24 protein-coding genes and 1 tRNA gene are annotated in these 24,964 nt (G+C 59.2%); 6 read left to right on the plus strand and 19 right to left on the minus strand.

The genetic code is table 11. The features are described from left to right. Position 1 precedes the first annotated feature (1 nt). The 17 genes from atpA to lysA all read right to left on the minus strand — a co-directional run bounded on the left by atpA (position 2) and on the right by lysA (position 16,450). Positions 2–1,639 carry a F0F1 ATP synthase subunit alpha gene (gene atpA, locus CPA42_RS06630; protein WP_024513564.1) on the minus strand — a complete coding sequence of 546 codons (1,638 nt, stop codon included), beginning with the start codon at positions 1,637–1,639 and terminating at the stop codon, positions 2–4. Positions 1,640–1,692: 53 nt separating this feature from the next. Continuing rightward, positions 1,693–2,484 (minus strand): F0F1 ATP synthase subunit delta, encoded by a 792-nt coding sequence (locus CPA42_RS06635; RefSeq protein ID WP_002516765.1) that lies wholly within the window; start codon positions 2,482–2,484, stop codon positions 1,693–1,695. Further along, positions 2,481–3,035 carry a F0F1 ATP synthase subunit B gene (locus CPA42_RS06640; RefSeq protein ID WP_107127874.1) on the minus strand — a complete coding sequence of 185 codons (555 nt, stop codon included), beginning with the start codon at positions 3,033–3,035 and terminating at the stop codon, positions 2,481–2,483. The genes CPA42_RS06635 and CPA42_RS06640 overlap by 4 nt, the downstream gene beginning before the upstream one ends. Positions 3,036–3,045: 10 nt before the next feature. Continuing rightward, complete coding sequence (gene atpE, locus CPA42_RS06645; RefSeq protein WP_002516779.1) at positions 3,046–3,267, minus strand: ATP synthase F0 subunit C; 222 nt, start codon at positions 3,265–3,267, stop codon at positions 3,046–3,048. A 90-nt stretch (positions 3,268–3,357) separates the two neighbouring features. Further along, entirely contained in the window at positions 3,358–4,134 is a 777-nt protein-coding gene (gene atpB / locus CPA42_RS06650) for a F0F1 ATP synthase subunit A (RefSeq protein ID WP_002516815.1), read from the minus strand. Continuing rightward, positions 4,131–4,409 (minus strand): AtpZ/AtpI family protein, encoded by a 279-nt coding sequence (locus tag CPA42_RS06655; RefSeq protein ID WP_002518912.1) that lies wholly within the window; start codon positions 4,407–4,409, stop codon positions 4,131–4,133. The genes atpB and CPA42_RS06655 overlap by 4 nt, the downstream gene beginning before the upstream one ends. A gap of 14 nt (positions 4,410–4,423) precedes the next feature. Further along, the gene (locus tag CPA42_RS06660) at positions 4,424–4,918 is read right to left on the minus strand and encodes a hypothetical protein (protein WP_002522381.1); all 495 of its coding nucleotides are present in this window, start codon (positions 4,916–4,918) and stop codon (positions 4,424–4,426) included. Between the two features lie 156 nt (positions 4,919–5,074). After that, positions 5,075–6,178 carry an MraY family glycosyltransferase gene (locus CPA42_RS06665; RefSeq protein ID WP_002516839.1) on the minus strand — a complete coding sequence of 368 codons (1,104 nt, stop codon included), beginning with the start codon at positions 6,176–6,178 and terminating at the stop codon, positions 5,075–5,077. Between the two features lie 8 nt (positions 6,179–6,186). Continuing rightward, a complete protein-coding gene (locus tag CPA42_RS06670; protein ID WP_002520554.1) occupies positions 6,187–7,059 on the minus strand; it encodes an L-threonylcarbamoyladenylate synthase in 873 nt (290 codons plus the stop codon). Continuing rightward, positions 7,043–7,918 (minus strand): peptide chain release factor N(5)-glutamine methyltransferase, encoded by an 876-nt coding sequence (prmC, locus tag CPA42_RS06675; RefSeq protein ID WP_002516849.1) that lies wholly within the window; start codon positions 7,916–7,918, stop codon positions 7,043–7,045. Before prmC ends, CPA42_RS06670 begins: the two co-directional genes overlap by 17 nt. Next, entirely contained in the window at positions 7,918–9,003 is a 1,086-nt protein-coding gene (gene prfA / locus CPA42_RS06680; RefSeq protein ID WP_002516858.1) for a peptide chain release factor 1, read from the minus strand. Before prfA ends, prmC begins: the two co-directional genes overlap by 1 nt. Positions 9,004–9,124: 121 nt before the next feature. Continuing rightward, the gene (rpmE, locus tag CPA42_RS06685) at positions 9,125–9,334 is read right to left on the minus strand and encodes a 50S ribosomal protein L31 (RefSeq protein WP_002513455.1); all 210 of its coding nucleotides are present in this window, start codon (positions 9,332–9,334) and stop codon (positions 9,125–9,127) included. 115 nt (positions 9,335–9,449) lie between these two features. Then, positions 9,450–11,351, minus strand: a complete 1,902-nt coding sequence (gene rho, locus CPA42_RS06690; RefSeq protein ID WP_002516782.1) for a transcription termination factor Rho — start codon at positions 11,349–11,351, stop codon at positions 9,450–9,452. 298 nt (positions 11,352–11,649) lie between these two features. Continuing rightward, entirely contained in the window at positions 11,650–12,540 is an 891-nt protein-coding gene (gene thrB, locus CPA42_RS06700) for a homoserine kinase (protein ID WP_002516845.1), read from the minus strand. A 10-nt stretch (positions 12,541–12,550) separates the two neighbouring features. Beyond that, positions 12,551–13,627 carry a threonine synthase gene (thrC, locus tag CPA42_RS06705; RefSeq protein WP_024513565.1) on the minus strand — a complete coding sequence of 359 codons (1,077 nt, stop codon included), beginning with the start codon at positions 13,625–13,627 and terminating at the stop codon, positions 12,551–12,553. Further along, the gene (locus tag CPA42_RS06710; RefSeq protein WP_002516813.1) at positions 13,624–14,949 is read right to left on the minus strand and encodes a homoserine dehydrogenase; all 1,326 of its coding nucleotides are present in this window, start codon (positions 14,947–14,949) and stop codon (positions 13,624–13,626) included. The genes thrC and CPA42_RS06710 overlap by 4 nt, the downstream gene beginning before the upstream one ends. A 70-nt stretch (positions 14,950–15,019) precedes the next feature. After that, positions 15,020–16,450: a diaminopimelate decarboxylase gene (lysA, locus tag CPA42_RS06715; protein WP_002516817.1), complete on the minus strand. Its 1,431-nt coding sequence runs from the start codon at positions 16,448–16,450 to the stop codon at positions 15,020–15,022. Positions 16,451–16,571: 121 nt separating this feature from the next. On the opposite strand from lysA, the gene CPA42_RS06720 reads away from it, so the two are divergent. From CPA42_RS06720 to CPA42_RS12705, 4 genes are all read left to right on the plus strand, one after another. Beyond that, positions 16,572–16,643: transfer RNA gene (locus tag CPA42_RS06720), tRNA-Arg, on the plus strand. 153 nt (positions 16,644–16,796) lie between these two features. Then, positions 16,797–18,014, plus strand: a complete 1,218-nt coding sequence (locus CPA42_RS06725) for a glycosyltransferase family 87 protein (RefSeq protein WP_002525403.1) — start codon at positions 16,797–16,799, stop codon at positions 18,012–18,014. A 186-nt stretch (positions 18,015–18,200) separates the two neighbouring features. Next, positions 18,201–21,911 (plus strand): multifunctional oxoglutarate decarboxylase/oxoglutarate dehydrogenase thiamine pyrophosphate-binding subunit/dihydrolipoyllysine-residue succinyltransferase subunit, encoded by a 3,711-nt coding sequence (locus CPA42_RS06730; protein WP_002516810.1) that lies wholly within the window; start codon positions 18,201–18,203, stop codon positions 21,909–21,911. A 66-nt stretch (positions 21,912–21,977) separates the two neighbouring features. Beyond that, a complete protein-coding gene (locus CPA42_RS12705; protein ID WP_002518904.1) occupies positions 21,978–22,154 on the plus strand; it encodes a DUF6104 family protein in 177 nt (58 codons plus the stop codon). A 54-nt stretch (positions 22,155–22,208) separates the two neighbouring features. Here the strand turns inward: CPA42_RS12705 and CPA42_RS06740 are convergent, their stop codons facing one another. Beyond that, positions 22,209–22,607, minus strand: coding sequence for a hypothetical protein (locus CPA42_RS06740; protein ID WP_002518903.1), 399 nt, complete (start codon positions 22,605–22,607; stop codon positions 22,209–22,211). A 281-nt stretch (positions 22,608–22,888) separates the two neighbouring features. On the opposite strand from CPA42_RS06740, the gene CPA42_RS06750 reads away from it, so the two are divergent. Continuing rightward, entirely contained in the window at positions 22,889–23,140 is a 252-nt protein-coding gene (locus tag CPA42_RS06750; RefSeq protein WP_002513444.1) for a WhiB family transcriptional regulator, read from the plus strand. Between the two features lie 29 nt (positions 23,141–23,169). Here CPA42_RS06750 and CPA42_RS06755 read toward each other — a convergent pair whose 3' ends face one another. Beyond that, a complete protein-coding gene (locus CPA42_RS06755; RefSeq protein ID WP_002516828.1) occupies positions 23,170–24,645 on the minus strand; it encodes a sensor histidine kinase in 1,476 nt (491 codons plus the stop codon). A gap of 181 nt (positions 24,646–24,826) precedes the next feature. On the opposite strand from CPA42_RS06755, the gene CPA42_RS13690 reads away from it, so the two are divergent. Further along, positions 24,827–24,901: a 50S ribosomal protein bL37 gene (locus tag CPA42_RS13690; RefSeq protein WP_369797015.1), complete on the plus strand. Its 75-nt coding sequence runs from the start codon at positions 24,827–24,829 to the stop codon at positions 24,899–24,901. Positions 24,902–24,964: the final 63 nt, after the last annotated feature.

Raw genomic sequence — 24,964 nt, forward strand, 5'->3', positions numbered from 1 at the left:
CTCAGCCCTTCTTCGCGCGAACGATCTTGGCCTGGTCGATGTCCTCATCAGCCATCGGCGAGAACTCTTCATGACCAGCCAGCATCTTTCCATCAGAGGTCTTGAATCCCTTCTTGACCTCTTCAAAGGCAGCAGCCGCCGCATCTTTCGCCTCATCGTCGAACTTGCCGGTTTCCCGGATCGTCGTGAGCACGTTGCTGTGACTACGCAAGTACTCAAGAACGTCACCCTCGAACCGCAATACATCGCCGACCGGAACATCGTCGAACTTGCCGGTGGTGCCACCCCACACGCTAATGACCTGCTCCTCTACCGGGTAGGGCGAGAATTGGCCCTGCTTGAGTAGCTCCATAAGGCGAGCGCCACGATCCAGCTGGCGACGGGACGTGTCATCCAAATCGGAGGCAAACATCGCAAAGGCCTGCATATCGCGGTACTGAGCCAAAGAGATCTTCAAGGTGCCAGCGACCGACTTCATTGCCTTAATCTGGGCAGCACCACCGACTCGCGAAACCGAGATACCGACGTCGACGGCCGGACGCTGGCTGGCGTTGAACAGATCCGACTGGAGGAAGATCTGACCATCGGTAATAGAGATGACGTTCGTCGGAATGAAGGCCGAGACGTCGTTGGCCTTGGTCTCGATGATCGGCAAACCGGTCATCGAACCGCCACCCAAGTCGTCGGACAGCTTCGCGCAACGCTCCAGCAGGCGGGAGTGTAGGTAAAAGACATCACCGGGATAAGCTTCACGGCCCGGAGGACGACGCAGCAGCAGCGACATAGCTCGGTAGGCCTCGGCCTGCTTGGTCAGGTCATCGAAGATGATCAGGACGTGCTTACCCTGGTACATCCAGTGCTGACCAATGGCCGAACCGGCGTAGGGAGCGATGTACTTAAAGCCAGCAGGATCGGAGGCAGGGGCATGGACGATGGTGGTGTACTCCATCGCACCAGCCTTCTCCAGAGCACCCTTCACCTCCGCAACAGTCGAGCCCTTCTGTCCAATGGCGACGTAGATGCAGCGAACCTGCTTCTGAGGATCGCCAGATTCCCAGTTGCCCTTCTGGTTGATGATGGTGTCGATCGCAATGGCGGTCTTACCAGTCTTGCGGTCACCGATGATGAGCTGACGCTGACCACGACCAATCGGGATCATCGAGTCGATGGCTTTAAGACCAGTCTGCAACGGCTCACGAACTTCCTGACGGTCCATAACGCCGGCAGCCTGGATCTCGAGGGCACGACGTCCCTCAACACCTTTGATCTCGCCGAGACCATCAACTGGGTTACCCATCGCGTCCACGACGCGACCGAGATATCCCTCGCCAACCGGCACAGACAGCACTTCCCCAGTGCCACGAACAGTCGATCCCTCATCAATACCGTCGGAATCGCCGAGCACGACCACACCGATTTGCCGCTCTTCTAAGTTAAGGGCAATGCCCATCGTTCCATTCTCGAAGCGCAGCAACTCGTTGGCCATGGCCGAGGGAAGCCCCTCGACGTGGGCGATACCGTCGCCAGATGTGACGACGGTGCCGACCTCCTCACGGACCGCCGTCTCCGGCTCGTAATTCTGGACGAAGTTGTCCAGGGCGTCGCGGATCTCCTCCGGACGTATCGTCAGTTCCGCCATTGCGTCTCCTTGTAAGCTCCCCCATCCCGCACCCGAGGTGAGGGTCACGTATGTCAGCCCAGTTCTCGTCGGGCTTGGTCCAAACGGTGGGCCACCGTCGAATCAATGACCTCGTCACCGAGGTTGATGAGCGCACCCCCGAGCACCGTCGGGTCAACAACTTCAGACAACTCGATCGGGCTGCCGGTGATCCGTTCTAGTTGCTTCACCATTTCCGCGCGCTGGGCGTCGGTCAGTGCCTTGGCGGTCGTCACGATCGCACGCCTGCGATCAGCCATCTCGGCGGCAACATGCAAGTACCCGTCGATCACCTGCTCGAAGGTGCTGTCGGAAGCCACCACAGCTCGGCGAGCCAATACGAGGGTTTCCTCGCTCACATGGCCTCCCACCAACTTCATGAGCAACTCCTGGCGATCCGCCACCGAACGGTTGGGATCACCCAGTGCCACCTGCAGCGCAGCCTGCCCGCGCACGAGTCGGCTCACGTGGAACAACTCGTCGGCAACTGCCTCGAAGCGGTCAGCTTGCCGGGCTCCACGCAGCACAGCACGAACCCCTTGCCGCTCCAGAGCGCGAGTCAGCGCCGCCGGAGATCGCCACTTACAGGTGGTTGTCGCGTCCAGGAGTTCCTTGCAATCGGGCGAGACCTTCGACGTGAAAACCGCGTCGATAAGCCCTTGACGAGCCTTGGTCTCAGAACCTGTGTCGGATACTGCCCGTCGTAAGCCAGATTCACGATTCAGGACGTCAACGACCGCGAAAATCTCATTAGCGAACTCGGTACCTGTACCACGTCGGTCGCCGACCTCGTCTAGCTGCTGTGATGCGCCCACCGCCGTCGTCATGCCCGATTCACCGTCCGCGAATTAGACGCCGAGGGCTCGTCGGCGAGCGATGAGAGGAAGCGGTCGACGGTCGCCTGGACGCGCTGGTCGTCTTGTAGGGACTCCCCCACGATCCGACTGGCCAGGGTGGTCGCAAGGCCGCCGATCTCGGCACGCACCTCGCGCACCGCCTGATCGCGCTCGGCCCGGATTTGAGCGTTGGCACGCTCGGTGATCCGATCGGCCTCTTCCTGGGCGTTGGCACGCATCTCCGCAATAATCTGTGCTCCCTGACTCTTCGCGTCATCACGTATCTGGGCAGCCTCATCGCGCGCGCTGGCCAGCTGAGCCTGGTACTTCTCAAGAGCCGCTTTAGCCTCAGCCTGAGCCCTCTCAGCCCTCTCAATTCCACCTTGAATCGTCTCGGTGCGCTCCTCGTAAAGCTTCTCGAAACGGGGAACAACCGCCTTGGCGATGAGCCACGTGAGGAGCAACACAAGGATGACTCCGACGATAATCTCGATGGGATGCTCAGGAGCAAGCGGCCCAAGATCCATCTCGAGGATGTTCATACGTCCGGGCTCACTTAACGATGAAGGCGAGGATAAAACCGAACAGCGCGAGAGCCTCGACCACAGCGAAGCCAATGAATGCCGTCGTCATCATGGCCGGACGAGCCTCAGGCTGACGAGCGGTGCCATTAATGACGGCTGCGAAGATCCACGCCACGCCAAGAGCCGGGCCGAGGGCGGCCAGGCCATAGCCGAGCACGTTGAGCGAGCCACCGATGAGCATGGGTACCATGGTGTTTCCTTCCGGATTTTGTGCCCCGTCCGGGGGCGTTGTCTTCGTCGCCGGTCGGTTTGACGACGAGGTCCTAGAGGTGGTGTGTCGTCAGTGTTCCTCGGACATCGAGGATGCTACATACTGAGCCGACAGCACGGTAAATACGTAAGCCTGCAAAAAGCCCACAAACAACTCCAGCGCAAAGAGCGCGAAGCTGAGGATCAGGGAGAGACCGCCAGCAACGTTGTAAATAATGCTGGACGGGTAAGTGAGAAGGAATCCGCCACCAACGACGAAGATCATGATGATCAAGTGGCCAGCGACCATGTTGGCAAACAGTCGCAACGACAGCGTTAGTGGACGGGTGACGAAGTTTGACAAGAACTCCAGCGGGATGATGAGCCACCGTAGGTACCAGGGCACGCCGGGCGGCAGTACCGAGTCCTTAAGGTAGCGAATTCCCTTGGTCTTAAACCCAGCGATGACGTAGACGAACCAGGACACTATAGCTAAGCCGTAAACGTATCCGACATGGGAAAAAGTTGGGAACATGAAGACGAATAGTTCACCGAACCAGTTGTTGATGAGGATAAAGCTGAAGAGGGCAACCAGATATGGCAACCACGGTTCAAATCCGTGGCCGATGGTGTCTCGCGCCAGAGAATTACGGATGAAGTTGTAACAATACTCGCCAAAGACCTGACGCTTGCCTGGTACAACTTTAAGGCCGCGACTCATCCACACCCAGAAGACGATGACAACAAGGAATGCAATGATCACTTGCCAGAACGGCTTGTCCATCCAAGCCACCCCGAAGGTCCCGCCGAACTTGAAGTCCTCGAGCCCTGGAGTGTGAAACTCCAAAGGAGACACGATCCCGCTCACTGACCCTCCCGGTCGTTGTTCTGGTTGGGCACGACCCCGTAGCGCTTAACAATGAGATAAACGCTCGCCGCAAAGCCGACGATCATGCCGACGACAAAAATCCACACTTGATGGAAGTGGCTTGACAGCAGCCAGCCGATGCCACCATAGAACAGCATGCCCGCTAGGACATAGCTCAAAACACCCCAAGCGTCGCCGTCACTGGACGGCGCGGAGCTGGTACTCGTTCGTCTCATTGAGTTCGTGCTCATGTCTATGCTAACTTTAGCAGCCATAACCCCACTAGTACTCATCGAAGACCGCCATCGGCCTGACGACACTCGGCATTGGCTGGATCGTGATCTTCAGGATCTTCATAGATTCGCTGCGGCTGCCAACCAGCTAGGACCACGCCGACAGTCCAGGCCAGCAAGGACCCGATCATTGCTGATGTGCATGGAAGCGGAATAAGCCCAGTGCGGTACTCAGATACCAGAGCCCCAAGGCCGCCCAGAACACTAACTTGGATGACGAAGAGCCCAACGGCCAGAAGCCAGGAGCCGCTCCGGTTGAGCAGATGAACGCCACGGCCGCACGCCAAAAACGCCACCGCCACGACGGTGCCAGCTAGACCACTGAAGGCTGACGGTACGCGGGGTCGAACGATGACGGTCATCACTAAGGTCACAAGCAGGCCGACTATTGTAGCCCATAGCAGCCCACTTCGGTAAACACGGGACACGACACGAGATGTCACCGGCGCACGGCGGTCAACGCGGGCATGACTCATGGCGAGACGTGCCATCTCATCATCCCCCCGTGATCACGGCCGCAGATTCCCGTGGTGAATACGCAGGGCATCTGGACTCGGCAACGCGACGCTATGAATCGAGTGGCGGTATGCCTGCTGAGGACATCCTCGATGAAAAGGTAACACATGACGCGTGACGATGTCGTCATCTCAGGCCTGGGCGGCTGGGTGATGTGAATTCGCCATAGTGAGGAGTACGCACATTCCGAGTCCCGTTACCACGATTACGATCGCCCACCATGTTTGTTCCAGGCCAATAAACACCGTCCCAAAGGTGAGCACGGTGGTCCATAGATACATCAGCAAGACAGCCCGCATGTGAGAGTGGCCTCGTTGCAATAAGCGGTGATGAAGGTGTTGCTTGTCCGCAACGAAGAACCACGTCCCTCGCCATGTCCTCCGGACATAGCCCATGACAAGGTCCAGAAAAGGGATGGCCAGCACCATCAGTGGCACGACGATTGGCAAGTAAGCGGGGACCAATCCGCCGCCCCGTGCTGTCAGAGCCGTCGAATCGATCTGTCCGGTCAACGAGATCGTCGAGGTAGCTAGCAATAAGCCAAGTAGCAGAGCTCCGGAATCACCCATGAACATCCTCGCCGGATGCCAGTTGTGGGGCAAAAAACCGAGACAGGCGCCCGCCGTCGCAGCCGTAATGAGACTGGTAGTCGTCGCAACAACAAAGTCCTGTTCGTGAGCCAGCAGGTAGGTGTATGAGAAGAAAGCCAAGGACCCGATGGCCACCACACCGGATGCCAGGCCGTCAAGTCCATCAATGAAATTCACCGCATTGGCGCACAACACAATGAAGAACACCGTCACCAAGATCGAAGTAGGCGTCCCCAAAGCAATGATGGAGTTCGGCAGCGGGATCCAAAACATTCGCACTCCGCCCGTGACGACGATGCCGGCCGCTAATACCTGGCCAGCTGCCTTGGCCAAGGCAGGAAGGTCGAGCAGGTCATCGACGACACCCACAGCGCAGATCACTACACCAGCCAGACAGATCGTCAACGCGTCGTCAGCAACCAGAAGATGGCGGCCCAGGAAAGGCATATTGCGGGCCAGCAGACACGCCAAGGCCACTCCCCCCAGCATGGCCACCCCGCCAAAGTAAGGAATAGGGACGGTATGGACATCCCGTGAACGCACTTTGGCGACAGCTCCCCACCTGAGGGCAGCCTGCCGACACAAGCCAGACAGCAGATAAGTTGTCAAACCCGATGTCAGCATCACCAAGAGGTATTCACGCATGACGAGTGTCAGCCCTCGATCTCTGACTGCGTCGATGTGGCCTCGGTCGGGGCAACATCAGAACCATGATTTTCGGACGAATCTTGGTCGATAGCCGGCGGTTCCATCCCAATAACGTCAGGGGCAACCTCGTGGATAGCCTCCAGTGATAGGGCGCCCTGACGCACCACTTTTCCGTCCGTCGTCGAAACAAAATCAATAATCGTCGAAGACTCCCCCACCCGGCTTGGACCGGCATCAAGGTAGACAGCCACCTCAACGCCCAACTGATCGGCAGCTTCCTGCGCAGTCAAGGCCGCTGGATGGCCAGACTTATTCGCACTAGAGACGGCAAGCGGCCCAGTCATGCGCAGCAACTCGCGAGTCTGGTCCTGGTCAGGCACGCGAACAGCAAGAGTGCCGTTAGTCTCACCCAAATCCATGCCAAGAGACTCCTGAGCACGCAAAACAAGAGTGAGACCCCCAGGCCAGTACTTCTCGGCAAGAGCCTTTGCCCCCGCCGGTATGTGCTGGCATAGGGCTGGCAACGCGACCGAATCGCTGACGAGAACTGGCGGCGGCATATCGCGGCCCCGCTCCTTAGCGTTGAGCAGACGCTGTACTGCTAAAGCGTTGAGGGCGTCAGCACCAATACCGTATACGGTGTCGGTCGGTAGCACGATGCACTCACCATCGGCAATAGCGTCCGCAGCCTGTTCTAGGGCGTCTTCACAGGAATCAGGATTAGCAACGTCAAGGATGAACGGGGAAATCCCGGAATCTTCAGCCGCTGCGTCTCCTCTTGGCTCGATACCGCTGACTGTCGACTTCTCTTCTGCGACCGGCCCGGCCAGCTCGTCGGTATTGACCATCGTCTGGTCAGTCTCATCCATGGCATCCATCCTTGCACCGTCGGCGAGCCGTGACGAACCTCGGCCTACCTGCCAGATCATCATGGTCCTCGATCTGCTCCCACATATCGGAAGTCGCCATCGCAGCGACGAGCTCCTCACGTTGGGTCTCGTCGTGTTCCATGACGAACAGGCCGCCCGGCGTAAGCAGTTCGGCAGCTCGCCCGATGAGGAGCAGCGGTAGGTCGAGCCCGTCGTCACCAGAGAATAAGGCAAGGTCAGGCTCGTGTTCGGTGACTTCCCCAGGGATAGACGAAACATCACTACGACGCAAGTACGGCGGATTTGTGACGACGACGTCAAACCGTCGGCCATCGTCAGGTACCCGCAAAGCGTCGCCCGCGAGAACCTCAACTCCGGAGTCGCACAGGTTGCGTCGGGTCCACGTCAGAGCAGCGTCATCCACTTCGACGGCGCTGACCCGGGAACCCGGGACTTCACTAGCCACCGCAAGAGCAATAGCTCCCGTACCGGTGCACAAATCGATCACACTAGGGCAAGCGCCAGACATCACCAATCGTCGAGCCTCCTGGATGGACTGTTCGGCCACCAACTCGGTCTCCAAGCGGGGTATAAACACTCCTGGCCCGACCTCCAGCCGAAGGCCACGGAACCAGGCATGACCGATGATGTACTGCGCTGGTTCCCCGCTTCGCCGCCGATCCACCATCTGATTGAAACGATCCTCATCATCAGCATTAACGCTCGCCACACGAATGAGTTGTGACGGTTGGATTCTCAGTGCTTCACATAGCAACATGCGTGCATCTGCTGCCGGGGTCTCAATCCCCGCGGTGGTCAGTTGTCGAGTGGCTCGTGCCAGGAGGAGAGATGGGCTGGGATCTGCCATTAGGATTCTTGACCTTCGGGCCGTTGTGCCATCCGACGCCTCACCTCATCGGCATGGAGCGCGTCTAGAACATCACCTAGGTCGCCAGCCAGAATCTGGTCAAGTTTCCTGGACTTGTACCCAATACGATGATCTGTCAGGCGATTCTCGGGAAAGTTATAGGTACGCACTCGAGCCGATCTATCGACAGTACGCACCTGGTCTCGACGCATTCGATCATTTTCATCAGCAGCCTGTTGCGCCGCTAAGGCCGCGACTTTTGCCCGCAACATCCGCATCGCTTCCGCTTTGTTCTGCAACTGGCTGCGCTCATTTTGGCAGCTGGCGACGATGCCGGTACGCAAGTGGGTAAGACGAACAGCCGAATCGGTGGTATTGACTCCTTGGCCGCCTGGCCCCGAAGACCGGTACACGTCAACGCGAACCTCAGCTGGGTCAATATCGACCTCAGTCTCGTCGACATCCGGCATGACAAGGACTCCGACTGCTGAGGTATGAATACGCCCCGACGACTCCGTCACTGGCACCCGCTGCACGCGGTGGACGCCACCTTCATGCTTGAGGTAGCCATAGGCTGGGCGCGATGGAACCCCCGCAACGGCAATCACGACCGTGCGATATCCTCCCAGATCTGTCGGTTCGCTGGTGAGCTCGCGAACGCTCCACCCCACCCGTTCGGCATACCGGGTATACATCCGTAAGAGATCAGCAGCAAAGAGGGCAGATTCTTCTCCACCCTCGCCGGAGTGGATTTCGACTAAAGCATCTTCCTGATCCAGGGGGTCAGAAGGAGCAAGTAACTCGGTGAGCTCTGTACTGGCGAGGTCCAATTGGCCACGCAGCCTCTCAGCTTCCAGCCCAAAAGCGGGATCCTCCTCAGTGAGATCCTCGGCTGCCTCAACGTCGGCCCTTAGCTGGTCGACGCGGTCGGCGACTGACACCACATGGCGAAGGCGTGCATGGCGCTTACCGAGCCTTCCCATAGCAGAGGGGTCTGATAGCACCGCAGAATCGGCCAACTGGGTCTCGATCTCCCGCAGACGACGACGAACTTCATCAATCGCCTGTTGCGCAGATTCGCTCATGCCCCCTCCTGACCAGCGTTGCCTGGGTCGGGTGTTGTACCCCCGAAACGAGCCATGACGCCGAGCCGCAGCCCGGCGTCATGGTCATCGGTATAGACGACGTCAGTACGTGTAGACGACGTCAGTTCTTTTTGCCATAGCGGCGCTCGAACCGGGCAACGCGGCCACCAGCGTCAAGAATCTTCTGCTTGCCGGTATAAAACGGGTGGCACTTCGAGCAGACGTCAGCATTAAGGGTGCCAGACTGCGAAGTGCTGCGGGTAGTGAAGGTGTTCCCACAGGTGCACACCACGGTCGTCTCGCGGTAATCGGGATGGATTCCCTGCTTCATGTTGTGATCTCCTTATCAAACGCGCTCCGGGTCGCCCGACTGGTACGAACGGGCGTGAACCGGAACCGGCGCGTCAGTTTACCCCTGACGGCCAGCCACGGTCCACTTGACGACATCAATCCTGGTTCGGGGTCGTCTTCGAAATGGTGTACAAGAACTCCACGTTCGTCTGGGTCTTACGCAGCCGCGAAAGCATCATTTCGAGAGCCTGGGAGCCTTCCAGACCAGACAGCACTCTGCGCAGCTTCCACATAATCGCTGTCTCCTCGCGCGACAGCAGCAATTCCTCGCGACGGGTACCGGATGCGTCAACGTCGATAGCAGGGAACAGCCTCTTATTGGCAAATTCGCGACGGAGCCGCAACTCCATATTGCCAGTGCCTTTGAACTCCTCGAAGATCACCTCGTCCATCTTCGACCCGGTCTCAACCAGAGCGGTGGCGAGGATCGTCAGGGACCCACCGTGTTCGATATTACGAGCAGCGCCAAAGAACTTCTTCGGCGGGTACAGGGCAGCTGAGTCGACACCACCGGAAAGGATCCGACCGGAAGCAGGGGCGGCCAAGTTGTACGCACGTCCCAGACGAGTGATGCCGTCCAGCAAGATGACGACGTCGTGACCAAGCTCTACGAGACGTTTGGCACGCTCGATGGCCAGCTCGGACAGCTGAGTATGGTCGTCAGCAGGGCGGTCGAAGGTCGATGCGACGACCTCGCCGCTGACAGTGCGCTGGAAGTCAGTGACCTCCTCGGGGCGCTCGTCGACCAACACCACCATGAGGTGAACTTCGGGGTTATTGCGAGTGATCGAGTTTGCGATCGATTGCATGATCATCGTCTTGCCAGCCTTTGGAGGCGAAACGATGAGACCGCGCTGGCCTTTACCAATCGGACTGACGAGATCGATGATCCGCCCAGTCATGTTTTTGGGGTCGTCCTCGAGACGCAGACGTTCCTGCGGATACAGCGGAGTGAGCTTAGAAAACTCCGGACGCTGCTTCATCTGCTCGGGATCAACACCATTAACCTGCTCGATTTTGACCAGCGGCGCGAACTTTTCACGCCTCTCCCCTTCGCGATGAGCACGCATCTGACCGACGATGACGTCGCCTTTGCGCAGGCGGTGCCGACGCACTATAGCCATCGAGACATAGGCATCATTGGCGCCAGGAAGATATCCCGAAGTGCGCACAAAGGCATACTGGTCACGAATGTCGAGGATGCCCGAGCACGGGACAAGGACGTCGTCCTCACGCACATTCGGTTCTGAATCGGAGTAGCGGTCGTTAGAACGCTTGCGACGGTTTTGACGGTCACGCTGGCGACGGCGGCGAGAACGTCGCCCGCCATTGCCGTATTCCGAGAACCGACCGTACTCGTCGTCGGAATCGACAGAAGAGTCGTTGTTGTGATCATGTTGAGGGCCACGATCGGACTGGTTGCGTTCACCGCGTTGACCGCGAGACAGCGCTTCAAGCCGGGCACCAACCTCGTCGTTGATGTTGCTGTCGCCAGAATTGCTGTTGAAATTTTCTCGTGAGGTATTGCGGGCTCGTCGTCGAGGTGAATCGCCTCGACGACTGCGGTCACCGCGCTCACGGCCCGGGCGATCAGCTCCGCCATCCTGCTGACCCGGATCTTGGTCGTCAGGTTTCTTGGCTGTTTCCGCTTGTTTCTGAGCCTCGGCGGCGTCGAGTAGGTCGCCTACCGACGGAGTTTTCTTCCCCCCTGCAGATTTATTGAATTCGGAGTCCTCAGAAGCCTCCGCGCGACGGCGTCGCTGGGTGCGCTGTTGCCGGCCCTCATCACTAGAAGTACCGGATTCCTGACCGCGATTCTGACGCTCAGCTGGCCTCCCGACTCCCGGATATCCCCCTTCAGAGATAGCCGCGATGAGGTCAGCCTTGCGCATACCACGAGCTCCCTTAATTCCCATCTGAGTAGCGATAGAACGAAGCTCGGGGAGCAACTTAGTGGACAGATCCAAGGATCCATCCGGCTGTGAGGTTTGAGTCACGTAAGTCCCTTCGAACTGCCCCGGCCGGTATAACGTCCGGTGGGCGCGGTTTCATCGGGCCTGCCGTCGGAATCGACTATAGGTCGGGCGGCTGACACCACGGGAACCGAACGGTTTGCGGAGCAGGGACCTCCGGCCGTGGTGTGGCGTTCGAGGCCCTCGAACGCCGAAGACATGGTCCCCAGGGACAAGACTGTGACGCCGGGATCACGAGACGATCGTCAGTGGGGATTTGCGCACGTCCAGCGCGCTACATCACTACTATAACGCACATACCGGATCGTGTTCATACCGAGGATCAGAAGAAATGGACCCCTTCACCAAGAACTAGGTCATGTGCCACGAACCCGGCAGTATCGACGTCAGACACCTTCTCGAGTTGGTCACGGCTCCCCAGGGCCAGAACGGTAGGCCCAGCGCCAGAAATGACAGTGGCGACGCCACGTCCGCGCAATCTATCCGTGAGCGCTGCCGATTCCGGCATAAGAGCGCGCCGGTATGGTTGGTGGATCCAGTCCTGAGTTGCCGCCAAGAGATGTTCAGGTGAGGTTGTCAGGGCAGTGACAAGCAGTGACGCCGCCAGGACCTGATGGACCGCGTCAACGCGGTCGACCTGTTCGGGAAGCACCTGACGGGCCAAGGCCGTTGGTACGAGGCGATCGGGAACATATACCCGAAACACAATGGACGGGTTGACAGTCAAGCCGATGTGGTTGACGGCCTCGCCATCGAGCCACGCCAACTGCGCACCCCCGAGGATCGCGGGAGCGGCATTGTCCGGATGACCCTCGATAGCGGCAGCCATCGTCAGAAGCGCACTGCGATCCAGCGGGAACCCAGGGCGGGCCAGCCCCCAAGCCAATGCCAACCCGGACACGACGGCCGCAGCCGACGATCCCAGACCTCGGCTTTGCGGAATGGAGTTGATAGCGGTCAGATGCAACCCAGCATCAGGGTGGGGATAGCCCAGCTCCACCAAACCCTGGCGTAACGTCGCCATCACGAGGTGGGATTCGTCATGGGGAACCGTGTCAGCCCCTTTCCCTGTCACGTCGATCATCACCCCGGGACGATCGAGTACCCCGACACTAACCTCATCCCATAGATCCAGAGCTAAGCCGATACAGTCATAACCGGGACCGAGGTTCGCAGAAGTAGCGGGAACACGCACCCGCACGCTGTTGTCCATCGTCAATTCCTCAGGAACAGAAGTCCAACAAAGCGGCAACCTGGTCAGTCGAAGCTTCCACAGCCTCGGTTGACAAGGTAGTGCGACTCAATGCAGTGTCAATGTCCTTCAGACCGTTTCCAGTTACCGTGACGACGATGCGCAGTCCAGGATCCAGGCGTCCCTCGGACTTCAACTTGAACAAACCTGCCACTCCGACTGCTGATGCCGGCTCAACAAAAATGCCCTCTCGAGCAGCTAGGAAAGTCTGGGCGTCAAGAATTTGCTCGTCCGTGACAGCGTCGATGAGCCCCTCCGACTCGTCTCGAGCGGCCAACGCCAGCTTGCCGGAGGCCGGACGACCGATACGAATAGCGGTGGCTACCGTTTCCGGGTCATTAACGTCGTGGCCCAGCACCAGGGGGGCTGCGCCAGCGGCTTGGAATCCGAACATCCGCGGCGTGTGGCTGGCAGGACCGTCCGCTACGTACTCGCGGTAACCCTTCCAATAGGCGGTGATATTGCCTGCGTTGCCCACCGGAAGAGCGTGGATATCAGGAGCGTCACCAAGAACGTCAACGACCTCAAAGGCAGCAGTTTTCTGTCCCTCGATGCGGTACGGATTGATCGAGTTCACCAGGGAGACCGGGAAATTCTCGGCCAGCTCGCGGGCAATACGCAGGCAATCGTCGAAGTTGCCGAGAATCTGGATGATTCGACCGCCATGGACAACAGCCTGGGCGAGTTTGCCAGCTGCAATCTTGCCCTGGGGAAGGAGCACGACCGGAGTCATGCCGGCTCGGGAGGCGTAAGCCGATGCCGAGGCAGAGGTATTACCGGTAGAGGCACACACCACGGCTTTCGAGCCGTCGGCAAGGGCTTTCGTCATGGCCATCGTCATGCCACGATCCTTGAACGATCCGGTCGGATTGGCCCCTTCAACTTTAACCCATACCGTCGCGTCAAGCTCGACGCCCAATCGTGGGGCAGGCACCAACGGGGTCGCCCCCTCCCCCAACGTCACGATCTGGTCAATTCCGTCCATAGGGAGACGGTCTCGATAGGTCTCAATCACGCCGAAGAGACGATTCTGCTGGCTCATGATCACATTCCCTCCACTCGGATAACACGAGGATCGGAGTTGACGTAGTGATGGCCGGTGAGTTCGTTGACGCACTCGTCGACGTCACATTCTCGGGCTTCGTGAGTGAGGACCTTGAGGGTAGCTGACCATCCATCAGCGCGGTCAGTACCCTCCACTGCAGACTGTTGCACAGTCTGCAAGGACACCCTGTGGCTGGCGAAGATCTTTGCGACTTCGGCGAGCACACCGGGCTCGTCACGAACTTGCAACCGTAGGTGAAACCGGGTGTGGACCTCGGACATGGGCAAGATCGGGAACTCCCCGTAGACGTCCTGAGACGGACCAGCAACCCCTCGCACGAGGTTACGTGCCACAGTGACGAGGTCTCCCATAACGGCTGATGCCGTGGGAGAGCCTCCGGCTCCAGGGCCAAGGAACATGAGGCGTCCGGCTTCACGAGCTTCGATGAACACCGCGTTGAAGGCTCCTGAGACACTCCCCAAAGGATGGGTTGCAGGAACGAGGGCCGGATGGACGCGAGCCGAAATACCGTCGGGGCCGGCCTGGCACACAGCTAAGAGCTTGACGACGCAATCCATATCATGTGCAGCGAGGATGTCATCTGGGGTGATCTCGGTAATCCCTTCTCGATACACCTGGTCGCCGCGCAACTGAGTATGGAACGCAAGCGACGACAGCAGCGCAGCCTTAGCCGCAGCGTCATAACCCTCCACGTCAGCCGTCGGATCGGCCTCGGCATACCCTTGAGCTTTCGCCTGGGCAAGGGCTTCATCGAACCGGGCACCCGTAGTCGTCATTTGGTCAAGGATGTAGTTGGTCGTGCCATTGACGATGCCCATAACACGAGTGATTTGATCTCCGACAAGAGACTCGCGCAGCGGGCGGACGATCGGAATTGCCCCGGCTACCGCAGCTTCGTAGTACAGATCGACGCCGTTGCTCTCGGCCACAGCGTGTAACTCAGTCCCGTGAGCTGCCAACAGGGCCTTATTCGCCGTCACAACGGAGTGCCCCTTGCCGAGGGCAGCTGTCAGGAGCTGACGGGCAGGGTCGATGCCACCGATGAGCTCGATGACGATATCCACATCGTCCCGGTTAACGAGCACTGTGGGATCATCGGTAAAAAGACGCGAGTCAAGGCCCTGGCGCGGGCGATCAGGATGGGCGACAGCAATACCAGCGAGCTCGACCTGCCGCCCCACTCGAGCGGCGATATCCTCCGTCCTCGATTCAATCATCCGGGCCACCTGGGACCCCACAACCCCGCACCCCAGCAAGGCCACGCGTATCGGCTGGGCTGACGCGGAATCGGTGGTATTCGTCATCTCTTCCTCACCTCGTTGTTGTCAGCTGATGAAAGTTCACAGATAGTGCGTAATAGGACTTTTCGATGCGTTACGGGCATGGCACCTCGGCACGGATCGGCCCTGGATCGAGAGCAAGGAGGTCGTCGATGTTCTCCCGGCGCAACAGCACCAACACACCCCGGTCCTCATTCACGCTCACGACCGCCGGACGCGGTACATGGTTGTAGTTGGAAGCCATCGACCTTGAGTAGGCCCCGGCTCCGGGCACCGCTATGACATCCCCTGGGGAAACGTCACCGGGCAGGTAGACGTCGCGCACCAAGATGTCTCCGGCCTCACAGTGCTTGCCCACAATGCGGCACAGCACCGGCGCCACTTCCGAAGTCCGGTTGGCAATAACAGCCGAGTACTCTGCAGCGTACAGGGCAGGGCGAATATTATCGCTCATCCCGCCATCGACGGAGACGTACATTCGCTGGGCACCAGTATCCAGGTCGACTGGCTTCACGGTGCCGACGGTGTATAGAGCCATCGTCGTCGGCCCTACAATGGCACGGCCGGGCTCCAGAGAAATATGGGGAACCTCCATACCCCTTCCCCGGGCTTCAAGGGTGACGATCTCGCGAAGGGCCCCAGCTAAGCTTTCGACGGTGGCCGGAGAATCTTGACTGGTGTAGGCAATACCGAACCCACCGCCAAGGTCGAGTTCGGGGAGGGCGCTCCCGGTGGCCTGATGGAACTGCTCGAGAAGCTTCATAGTGCGACGAGCCGCCACCTCGAAACCAGCGGTATCGAAGATCTGAGAACCGATGTGGGAGTGGACGCCTAACAGGTCGATGGCGTCACTGGTGTGGCACCTCACCATGGCAACCATCGCGGCGCCATTGGTAATTGAGAAACCAAATTTTTGATCCTCGTGGGCGGTGGCAATGTATTCATGAGTATGCGCTTCGACACCTGCAGTTACTCGTACCATGACGCGGGCATGCCAGCCGTTTTCCCGACACAATTGCTCGATGCGCATGATTTCATCTAGGGAGTCGACGATGATCCGCCCCACTCCGACGCTAAGAGCCAATTTAAGCTCGTCAATTGACTTGTTATTCCCGTGCAACCCGATCCGGGCAGGATCCATCCCACCTTGCAGGGCTGTTATGAGCTCGCCGCCGGTGCAGGTATCTAGGAACAGACCCTCCTGGTCAATCCATGAGGCGATCGTGCGGGTCAAAAAAGCTTTCCCGGCGTAGTAGACGTCCCACTCGGAAAAAGCGTCACGGAAGGCCCGTGCCCGCTGCCGGAGGTCGGACTCGTCAAGCACGTAAAGAGGCGATCCGTATTGCGACAACAGCTCGGTGACGGTCACCCCGGCCACCTCAACGATTCCATCGTCATCACGATCAGTCGATGCTGACCAGAGCGCAGGGTCCAATGCGTTAACGTCATCAGGCAAGGTCAGCCACTGCGGACCGGCAGCTGCGACGTCGGCGTGGACCGAGCCGGCAACGTGCATGTGCGTCATGGTTACACCTTGCCAGAGGCCACCGACACGATCGCAGAGTGTCCATGCTCGCGATCTTGAATGGCGAGCAGCCCACCGGTGCGCTAAACTCCACAGGTGGTCGGGGCCTTCGGGCCTGTCGGCTCCCGTAGCTCAGGGGATAGAGCACCGCCCTCCGGAGGCGGGAGCGAGGGTTCGAATCCCTCCGGGAGCGCTCGAACTATGTCCTTAGCGGCGTATCTGGATTTATCAGGTAGGGTGTCAGTTCGTGCCATTTCGTGACGCCAAAACCGCTCGCCAAGGATCCCGAGCTGCGCTGTTTTCTGCGGCAGGTGCCATCGTGCTGTGGACAGTGGGTCGACTCGTCATGCTTCACGTCTTTATCCAGCCGTCATCGAACTACATCACGGGTGACCTCCGGTACTACCTGTGGTGGATGTCGAGCGGACAACCAGATTCGTCCGTCCTGCCGGAATACCCGCTGCCTGTTGTGTGGTTCATGCGAACCCTCTATTGGGCCGGAGGCGACACCTACTTCCCTATGGCCTTTTCAATGACGATGCTGCTACTCGACGCCATCCTCGCAGTGGCGATGTGGCATGACGGCCATCGCGCGGGGGCACTGTGGTGGATCGTCCTGGTGCCCTTCCTTGGGCCGATCATGTGGAATCGCTTCGACATGGTTCCTGCAGTCTGCATGGGACTGGCAGCCTTGTGGTACCGACGCCATCCGGCAGCCTGCGGCGCCATGATCGCATTAGGTGCCGCGACAAAATTATGGCCTGCCCTCCTCATCTTGTCCGTGATCTCCCGACATAGAGCTGCCGTGCGGCGTCTCATCGCCTTCACTATCACTGGTTTTGGGCTCGCCCTGGCATCACTTCTCGCGGGCGGCTGGGAACGTCTCGTCTCACCGCTGACGTGGCAGTCCGGCCGCGGCCTGCAGATCGAATCGGTGCCCGCCACTATTCCGATGCTCCACTATTTCCGCAACCCTCACGGCGACCACACCGTCAGGATGTCGAGCTATAACGCATACGAGATCTTCGGCCCAAGCGTGGCTAGCTGGAAGTCCGTCTCCACCGGCCTCATGGTGCTCGCGGTCGCCCTAGCCATCGGTTTGGCCGTTGTCTCGTGGCACCGAAACGGCCTTGATCACCGGACCGCTGTCATGGCGGACCTCGTCATCATTGGCGCCCTCATCGTGGCTAACAAGACCCTGTCTCCACAGTATTTCATTTGGTGGGCCGCTCCGACTGCAATGATCCTGGATCGTGTCTCGGCCGAGGCCAAGGACCCTGGTGATTCCGACGCCCTATCCTGGGCACGCACGTCGTGCTGGATCGTCGCCGTGCTGATGGCCGTCACCACCTTCATGACCCAGCAGGTGTACCCACTGCACTACCAAAAGATCCTCGGGGGTTCATCAAGTACCGGCTGGTTGCTCGTCAGTCGCAACATGCTGGTCGTCATGACCTTTGCGGCGTGCATCGCAACGTTGGTGGCAAGCCTTCGTATGCACGTGCCCGCACAGCCGACCGTAACGCCAGCGAGACCGCGTCACGCCGCACTTAATGAACGGTGATTTATATCACATTTTGGGGATTGGCGCCAGTTGTTCCCCGATATGTCTAAATTGTTGGGATGACACGGCTAATCCGGCTACCATCATCACGTCTGGGTCGATAAACACAGACAGAGCAGCGCAGCTCGAAGGGCCTGTCTAAAGGTTCCGCGAGCGCTCGAGACGACGGTTTGACGGAAGAAGGCAGTGGTGAGTCCCGCCCCACACGACAAGTCCAACAACTCTCCTGATTTTGGAGCCAACGACTGGCTCATCGAAGAGATGCGTGACCAGTATCAGAGTGATCCGAATTCGGTCGATCCGGCCTGGGCTACGTTCTTTCGCAAGGAGGCAGTCGAGTCCACCGACTCGGTGACTAAATCTGCCGCTAAGGATGTCCCAGGCGCGTCGGCCCCCAAGCCTGCGACGAAGCCGCAGCCTGTTCCTGCTGCGAAACCCGCGCCCATCACAGCCCCGAAGCCCCAAAAGCAGCCTCCGCGTCCTCCAATGTCCGCAGACGCACCGCGACATAGCGCCAAGCTCGAGACTGTTGAGCCGACGGTAACGAAAATGAAGGGTGCGCCGATGCGCACCGCCAAGAATATGGATCAGTCGCTAACCATGCCGACGGCCACGACGGTACGTGACGTACCGATGCAATTGGTCATCGAACAGCGCACCATGATCAACTCCTTCCTTAAGAAGGCCAAAGGCGGCAAGGTTTCCTTCACCCATATCCTGGCTTATGCCATGGTCCAGGCCCTCAAAACGGTGCCCGCCATGAACAATGCATATGCCGAGATTGACGGTAAACCGCACCTCATCGAAAACCATCAGATCAACCTCGGCATGGCCATCGACGTCGTTGCCTCGGATGGATCGCGCAAGCTGGTTGTGCCTGCTATCAAGGGCGCCGAGCAGATGGACTTCCTTGATTTCTGGCGAGCTTATGAGGAGATCGTCCGGAAGGGGCGCACTAATGAGCTGACCGTCGACGATTTCAAGGGGGTTACCGCCTCCCTGACGAACCCGGGTGGCTTTGGCACCAATCACTCCATCGCTCGCCTCATGCCTGGCCAGGGCATGATCCTCGGGGTTGGATCGATTGACTATCCCGCCGCCTATCAGGGCAACTCCCCTACTCGAATAGCGGAGTTGGGTATCTCCAAGGTGACGACGCTCACCTCGACCTATGATCATCGCATCATCCAGGGTGCTCAGTCCGGAGAATTCCTGCGCCGCATGCATCAGTTGTTGCTGGGAGCTGACCGCTTCTATGAGGACATCTTCGAGTCACTGCGCATCCCCTACGCCCCGGTTCAGTGGGCAAGTGACCGTCTTGCTAATCGCGCTGATCAGGTAGGAAAGCAAGCTCGCGTCATCGAACTCATCGATGCGTGGCGTCGTTTCGGACACCTATCGGCTGATCTCGATCCCATCGAGTACCGGCCGCGGTTCCACCGCGACCTCATGCTCAACAGCCACGGGCTGACGCTGTGGGACTTCGACCGTACCTTCCCGATCGCGAACTTCGCTGGTCAGCGCCGCGCCACGATGTCCTTGCGCGAGATTCTCACGATCTTGCGTGACTCGTACGCCTCGAAGATGGGCATCGAGTACATGCACATCGCCGACTATGAGCAGCGCAAGTGGTTCCAGGACCGTTTCGAGAAGGAGCATCAGCCGCTCTCTCGGAAGATGCATTTGCAGATCCTCGACCAACTCAACGAGGCCGAGATCTTTGAGACCTTCTTGCAGACCAAGTTCGTCGGTCAGAAGCGTTTCAGCCTGGAAGGCGGCGAGTCCGCCATCGTCTTGCTGGCAGCCCTATGCAATCGCGCAGCTGACGATGGTCTCAACGAAGTCTGCATCGGCATGCCGCACCGTGGCCGTCTCAATGTGCTAGCCAACATCATCGGGAAATCCTACGGACAGATCTTCCGTGAATTCGAGGGCAATGCCGAGCCGGTGAATTCTCAGGGGTCCGGTGACGTCAAGTACCACCTCGGTGATGAAGGCCAGTTCACCGCAGCCTCGGGTAACACCATCAAGGCATCTGTCGCCGCTAATCCCAGCCACCTCGAGGCAGTCGATCCGGTTCTCGAAGGTATCTGCCGTGCCAAGCTTGACGCCCTCGGCAACCCCGAAGGTTTCCCGGTACTGCCCATTCTCATGCACGGTGACGCTGCGTTCGCGGGTCAGGGTGTCGTCTACGAAACCCTGCAGATGAGCCAGCTTGGGGGCTACCGCACTGGCGGCACCATTCACGTCATCGTCAACAATCAGGTTGGCTTTACCACTTCCCCGCGCGACGGTCGTTCCTCAACCTACTGCACCGATGTCGCTAAGGCTGTTGGCGCACCGGTCCTCCACGTCAACGGAGATGACCCGGCATCGGTGGTCCACGCGGCTCGTATCGCCTACGAGTATCGCCAGACCTTCCATCGCGATGTCGTCGTTGACGTGGTGTGCTATCGCCGGCGCGGCCATAACGAGGGTGACGATCCGAGCTTCACACAACCGCACATGTACGGCCTCATCGCTGAAAAGCGCTCGACCCGCAAGCTCTACACCGAGAGCCTCATCGGTCGTGGCGATATCACTACCGAGGACGCCGAGGCTGTGATGACAAAGTTCCGCTCTCGTCTGGAGACAGTGTTCAAGGAGGTTCGCGAAGCCACCTCGACGCCTGAGCCCTACAGCGGTGTGCCAGACTACCCGGTCAAGCACAGTGGCCTGCACCAGACCAAGGTCGAGCCTGACACAATGGAGGCCGTCGCCAGGGCTCATGAGAATCTGCCAGAAAGCTTCAATGCTCACCCCAAGGTCGCCCCACAGATGACACGGCGCGCCAAGCATATCCGTGAGGGCGGTATTGACTGGGCCACCGGAGAGATGATCGCATTGGGCTCCCTTCTGCGTGATGGCGTACACGTCCGTCTAGCCGGTCAGGACAGCCGCCGCGGCACCTTCTCCCAGCGTTTTGCGGCGCTGGTAGATCACGAAACCGGTGAGTTCTACGTCCCGGTTAACCACCTCGGAGGCGAACAGGCGCACCTCGACGTCTTCGATTCTCCGCTTAACGAGTACGCAGCGATGGGATTTGAGTACGGCTACTCTGTCGCCCGTCCGGATTCTCTGGTGCTGTGGGAAGCCCAATTCGGCGATTTCACCAACGGTGCTCAGACGATCATTGATGAGTTCATCGCCTCGGCTGGCTCCAAGTGGGGTCAGAAGTCGGGAGTCGTGCTGCTGCTGCCGCACGGTTACGAAGGTCAGGGGCCTGATCACTCATCGGCCCGTCTGGAGCGCTTCCTCAATCTATGCAGTGAAGACGCTTTGGCCGTCTGCCAGCCCTCGACCCCGGCAAGCTACAGCCATTTATTGCGTCAGCACGCGTACGTCAATATGCATCGTCCAGTCGTTATCGCAACGCCGAAATCGATGCTGCGCAACAAGATGGCGACCTCGGATCCCGAAGACTTCACCACCGGTAGGTGGCGTCCTGTTCTACCCGACCCATCGATCACCGACCCGACGGCCGTTACGAGGATTATCTTGTGCTCTGGCAAGGCGCGGTGGGAGCTAGTCAAGCAACGTAAGGCCGCCAGTCTTGACGGACAGCTCGCCATCATCCCGATGGAGCGTCTCTACCCGCTACCAGTCGACGAGTTGGCTGAGGTTCTTGCGCCTTACACCAACGTCACGGATGTCCGCTGGGTCCAAGAAGAGCCAGAGAACCAGGGCGCCTGGTACTACATGCTGACCCACCTGCCCCAGGCCATGTCGGAGAAGTTGCCAGGATTCTTTGATGGGTTAGTCGGCATCACCCGCCCACCGTCCTCAGCTCCGTCGGTGGGACAGCACAGCGTCCACATCCGTGAAGAGCAGGAGTTACTCGAGAAGGCTATGGCCTGAGCGACCTGACGACGTGCACCACGGCGCCATCTCTCACCAGGTGACGCCGTGGTGCATGATGGGGCCATGTATTTCACCGACAGAGGTATCGAGGAACTAGAAGACCGTCGTGGAGACGAGGAGATCACCTTCACCTGGCTCGCCGATGAGTTGCGTCACTTCGTCGACCTCAACCCTGAATTTGAGGTTCCCGTGGAACGCCTTGCTACCTTCCTCGCCAGGCTCGACGACGAGGACGAGTAGGCGGCATACACCAACCCGCAGCAATCGGGTCAGTCTTGGCCAGGGAGCCGAGTGTCAGCCTCTAAGCCAGGTCCGAGATCGTGGCACCAAAGAAGCGACGATGACTGTTGCAGGGATGATGGCCAAGCCCCAGAACCACGCTGGTCCACCGGAACGCTGCGTCGACACCAACACCACGAGGTGCAACATGCCGCTTGCCACGAGCAATCCCTGGGCCGGAGACCGACCCTTGATGGCTAGCCATCCGACCAGGGCTACGAGACTCGCATAAATTATGAGCATCGCCCCGACCCCAGCACCGAAGATGTCACGGCCCGACACCATTACTCTGATGGCCACAATGAGTAAAACCACCGTGCTGATCCAGGTCCCAGCTACGGCAACCAACACGGCCGCGGGGACCCTGCCATGACTCACAGACGATCGCACATCGTGTTCACTTGACGGAATCATGGCTTTACTCCTGCGCGGGTAGACCAAGGACGTATCATAATCGAACTGGCTGCGGACTCCTCATAGCGTGCTCGCCTGGACCAACGTGCATCGCGTCCGAGCGATTCATGCGAGGATGTTCGTCCTACGGCGGATGCTCTTGCCAAAGTATTCGCCGGTTGCCAGACTTTCATGGCTACCTGCCGCATAGTCACTTCGTCGGCCATGCGGCACGATGGGTTATCCGCCCGCACTTATCACACGTGCCCTGGGTTGCGCCGGGGAGAAGGAGTCGAAGAGGCATGGACTGGCGCCACAGGGCTGCCTGCCTGAGTGAGGATCCCGAGCTGTTCTTCCCGATTGGAAACACTGGCCCGGCCCTTGCCCAGATCGAGGAGGCGAAGAAGGTCTGTGCCCGGTGCGAGGTTCGCGCCGAGTGCTTGGCCTGGGCTCTGGAAGCCGGCCAGGACCACGGTGTGTGGGGCGGCATGAGCGAGGACGAGAGGCGCGCTATCAAACGTCGTCAGTCCCGCTCCCGCGTGCGTCGTTCCTGACCTGCTCACAGTTCTCCACTCGTCGGTGGTCACAGCCGCTGGAGCGGGATAACGAGCCTGGCACAGGTTCCGACCCGGTCGGAGTTGTCCTCGAGGGTGAACGTGCCACCGAGGTCCTGCATCAAGGTCGTCACGATTGACAATCCCAGCGAGCTGCGGTGGTTATCTAGCGAGAACCCTTCTGGCAGCGGTTTACCGTCGCTGACAATGTCGACAACAAGGGCGTCATCGGTGCGGTGCGGCCGCACGATGACATTCCCAGAGGATGAATCCAGGCTATGCTCGATGGCGTTTTGACATAACTCTGTCGTCGCCAGCGACAACGCGGTAGCAGTCTCAGCAGGGACCTCGCCAAAGCTGCCTTCCCGTCGAGCCACCACCGACCCGGATGAAGCCGCCACATCACCGACCATGTGGAGGATACGGTCAGCAACCTCGTCAAAGGCCACCTGTTCCTCGAAGTTCTGCGAGAGAATCTCGTGGACGACAGCAATGGCCGATACCCTTCCCATGGCCTGTTTCAGGGCATCCTTCGCGTCCGAGTTACTCATACGTCGTGACTGCAGCCGCAACAGTGCCGCAACTGTTTGTAAGTTGTTCTTCACCCGGTGATGGATTTCCCTAATCGTGGCATCTTTAGTTACGAGCTGGCGATCTCTGTCCCGCAACTCGGTGAGATCACGAATAAGGATCAACGTGCCAGCCGAAACCTCAACATCGTCAAGCCAGGTCTGCAGCGGAATGACGCGAGCCCGCACAGTGGCATCAGAGTTTTCGATATCAGTCTCGGTGAGCCAGCGCCCTTCTAAGTCCAGGGTCAGCGATTGACCGACTTCACGCAGCCTCGGACACAGCTCTCGCACCGTCGGAATGAGGTATTCCCCATCCAAATCACCGGCAAGGCCTAGACGACGAAATGCCGATAGCGCGTTCGGGCTGGCAAACGTGATCATGCCCGTGGCAGCCACGCGGATCACGCCGTCAGTGACCTTCGGAGCAAGCGCTCGGTCAGAGCCCGGAAACTGCGGGAACCTACCATGATGGAGCATTTCGGAGAGGATATCGGCGATTTCAAGGTAGTTGTCCTCGGTGTTACCCGGCGCCCTCACCCCCATCTGATTGGTGTGCCTTTCGACGACGGCGATGACTTCCCCACGACGAACGACCGGAATTGCCCAGATATCAACCGGGATGCCTGCAGACAATTTGTTATCGCTGGTTTCACACATCTCGGCGCTCATAAAGGCCTCGGTGACCAGACTCTCGTCGTCATAAGCGACAGACTCACCGACGACGTCGTCTTCCAGAGCAGTCGGGCCAGTATCTGGACGCACCTGGGCAACGGCCCAGAACACGTTCGGGTCCCTATCGGGAACCCACAAGATGAGGTCGGAGAACGACGTATCGGCAAGCATCTGCCAGTCGTCGACGAGGTCCTCGAGCCAGGTGATATCGGCGTCGTCGAGACGAGTCCGGTCGGCGACGATGCGGTTAAGGGCAGGCATGCCGTCACTCTAGTGACAGAAATCAACCCAGCTCCAGCTGGTAGCGAGATCAGCAAAAATGAGTGATTCGATTTGGGTCAAGACCTCCCGATACGGCAGAATTGACCGTCGTTGCCGCGCATCCGCGCGGACCCTCCTTCATCAGTAGGGAGGTTTATGACCCCTCAGGAAGGAGAGCGCCATGGGCAAAACTGGTCGTAAGCGTCGTGCGCGTCGTAAGAAGGGCGCCAACCACGGCAAGCGTCCCAACGCTTGAGGTTTGGGATAGTAAGGCCCCGTCCCCTAGGGACGGGGCCTTACTCGTCGTGCTGACTCCCCC

It is taken from the genome of Cutibacterium acnes (assembly GCF_003030305.1).
Taxonomy (GTDB): domain Bacteria; phylum Actinomycetota; class Actinomycetes; order Propionibacteriales; family Propionibacteriaceae; genus Cutibacterium; species Cutibacterium acnes.

Excerpts from the sequence above, each read along its gene's own strand:
- CPA42_RS06710 (WP_002516813.1), bottom strand. The coding sequence starts at position 14,949 with ATGACGAATACCACCGATTCCGCGTCAGCCCAGCCGATACGCGTGGCC.
- rpmE (WP_002513455.1), bottom strand. The coding sequence starts at position 9,334 with ATGAAGCAGGGAATCCATCCCGATTACCGCGAGACGACCGTGGTGTGC.
- thrB (WP_002516845.1), bottom strand. The coding sequence starts at position 12,540 with ATGGACAACAGCGTGCGGGTGCGTGTTCCCGCTACTTCTGCGAACCTC.
- CPA42_RS06670 (WP_002520554.1), bottom strand. The coding sequence starts at position 7,059 with ATGGATGCCATGGATGAGACTGACCAGACGATGGTCAATACCGACGAG.
- prfA (WP_002516858.1), bottom strand. The coding sequence starts at position 9,003 with ATGAGCGAATCTGCGCAACAGGCGATTGATGAAGTTCGTCGTCGTCTG.
- atpA (WP_024513564.1), bottom strand. The coding sequence starts at position 1,639 with ATGGCGGAACTGACGATACGTCCGGAGGAGATCCGCGACGCCCTGGAC.
- CPA42_RS06660 (WP_002522381.1), bottom strand. The coding sequence starts at position 4,918 with ATGGCACGTCTCGCCATGAGTCATGCCCGCGTTGACCGCCGTGCGCCG.
- CPA42_RS06635 (WP_002516765.1), bottom strand. The coding sequence starts at position 2,484 with ATGACGACGGCGGTGGGCGCATCACAGCAGCTAGACGAGGTCGGCGAC.
- CPA42_RS06655 (WP_002518912.1), bottom strand. The coding sequence starts at position 4,409 with ATGGCTGCTAAAGTTAGCATAGACATGAGCACGAACTCAATGAGACGA.
- prmC (WP_002516849.1), bottom strand. The coding sequence starts at position 7,918 with ATGGCAGATCCCAGCCCATCTCTCCTCCTGGCACGAGCCACTCGACAA.
- CPA42_RS06640 (WP_107127874.1), bottom strand. The coding sequence starts at position 3,035 with ATGAACATCCTCGAGATGGATCTTGGGCCGCTTGCTCCTGAGCATCCC.
- CPA42_RS06740 (WP_002518903.1), bottom strand. The coding sequence starts at position 22,607 with ATGATTCCGTCAAGTGAACACGATGTGCGATCGTCTGTGAGTCATGGC.
- CPA42_RS06755 (WP_002516828.1), bottom strand. The coding sequence starts at position 24,645 with ATGCCTGCCCTTAACCGCATCGTCGCCGACCGGACTCGTCTCGACGAC.
- atpE (WP_002516779.1), bottom strand. The coding sequence starts at position 3,267 with ATGGTACCCATGCTCATCGGTGGCTCGCTCAACGTGCTCGGCTATGGC.
- CPA42_RS06665 (WP_002516839.1), bottom strand. The coding sequence starts at position 6,178 with ATGCGTGAATACCTCTTGGTGATGCTGACATCGGGTTTGACAACTTAT.
- CPA42_RS06750 (WP_002513444.1), top strand. The coding sequence starts at position 22,889 with ATGGACTGGCGCCACAGGGCTGCCTGCCTGAGTGAGGATCCCGAGCTG.
- CPA42_RS12705 (WP_002518904.1), top strand. The coding sequence starts at position 21,978 with ATGTATTTCACCGACAGAGGTATCGAGGAACTAGAAGACCGTCGTGGA.
- lysA (WP_002516817.1), bottom strand. The coding sequence starts at position 16,450 with ATGACGCACATGCACGTTGCCGGCTCGGTCCACGCCGACGTCGCAGCT.
- CPA42_RS06725 (WP_002525403.1), top strand. The coding sequence starts at position 16,797 with ATGCTTCACGTCTTTATCCAGCCGTCATCGAACTACATCACGGGTGAC.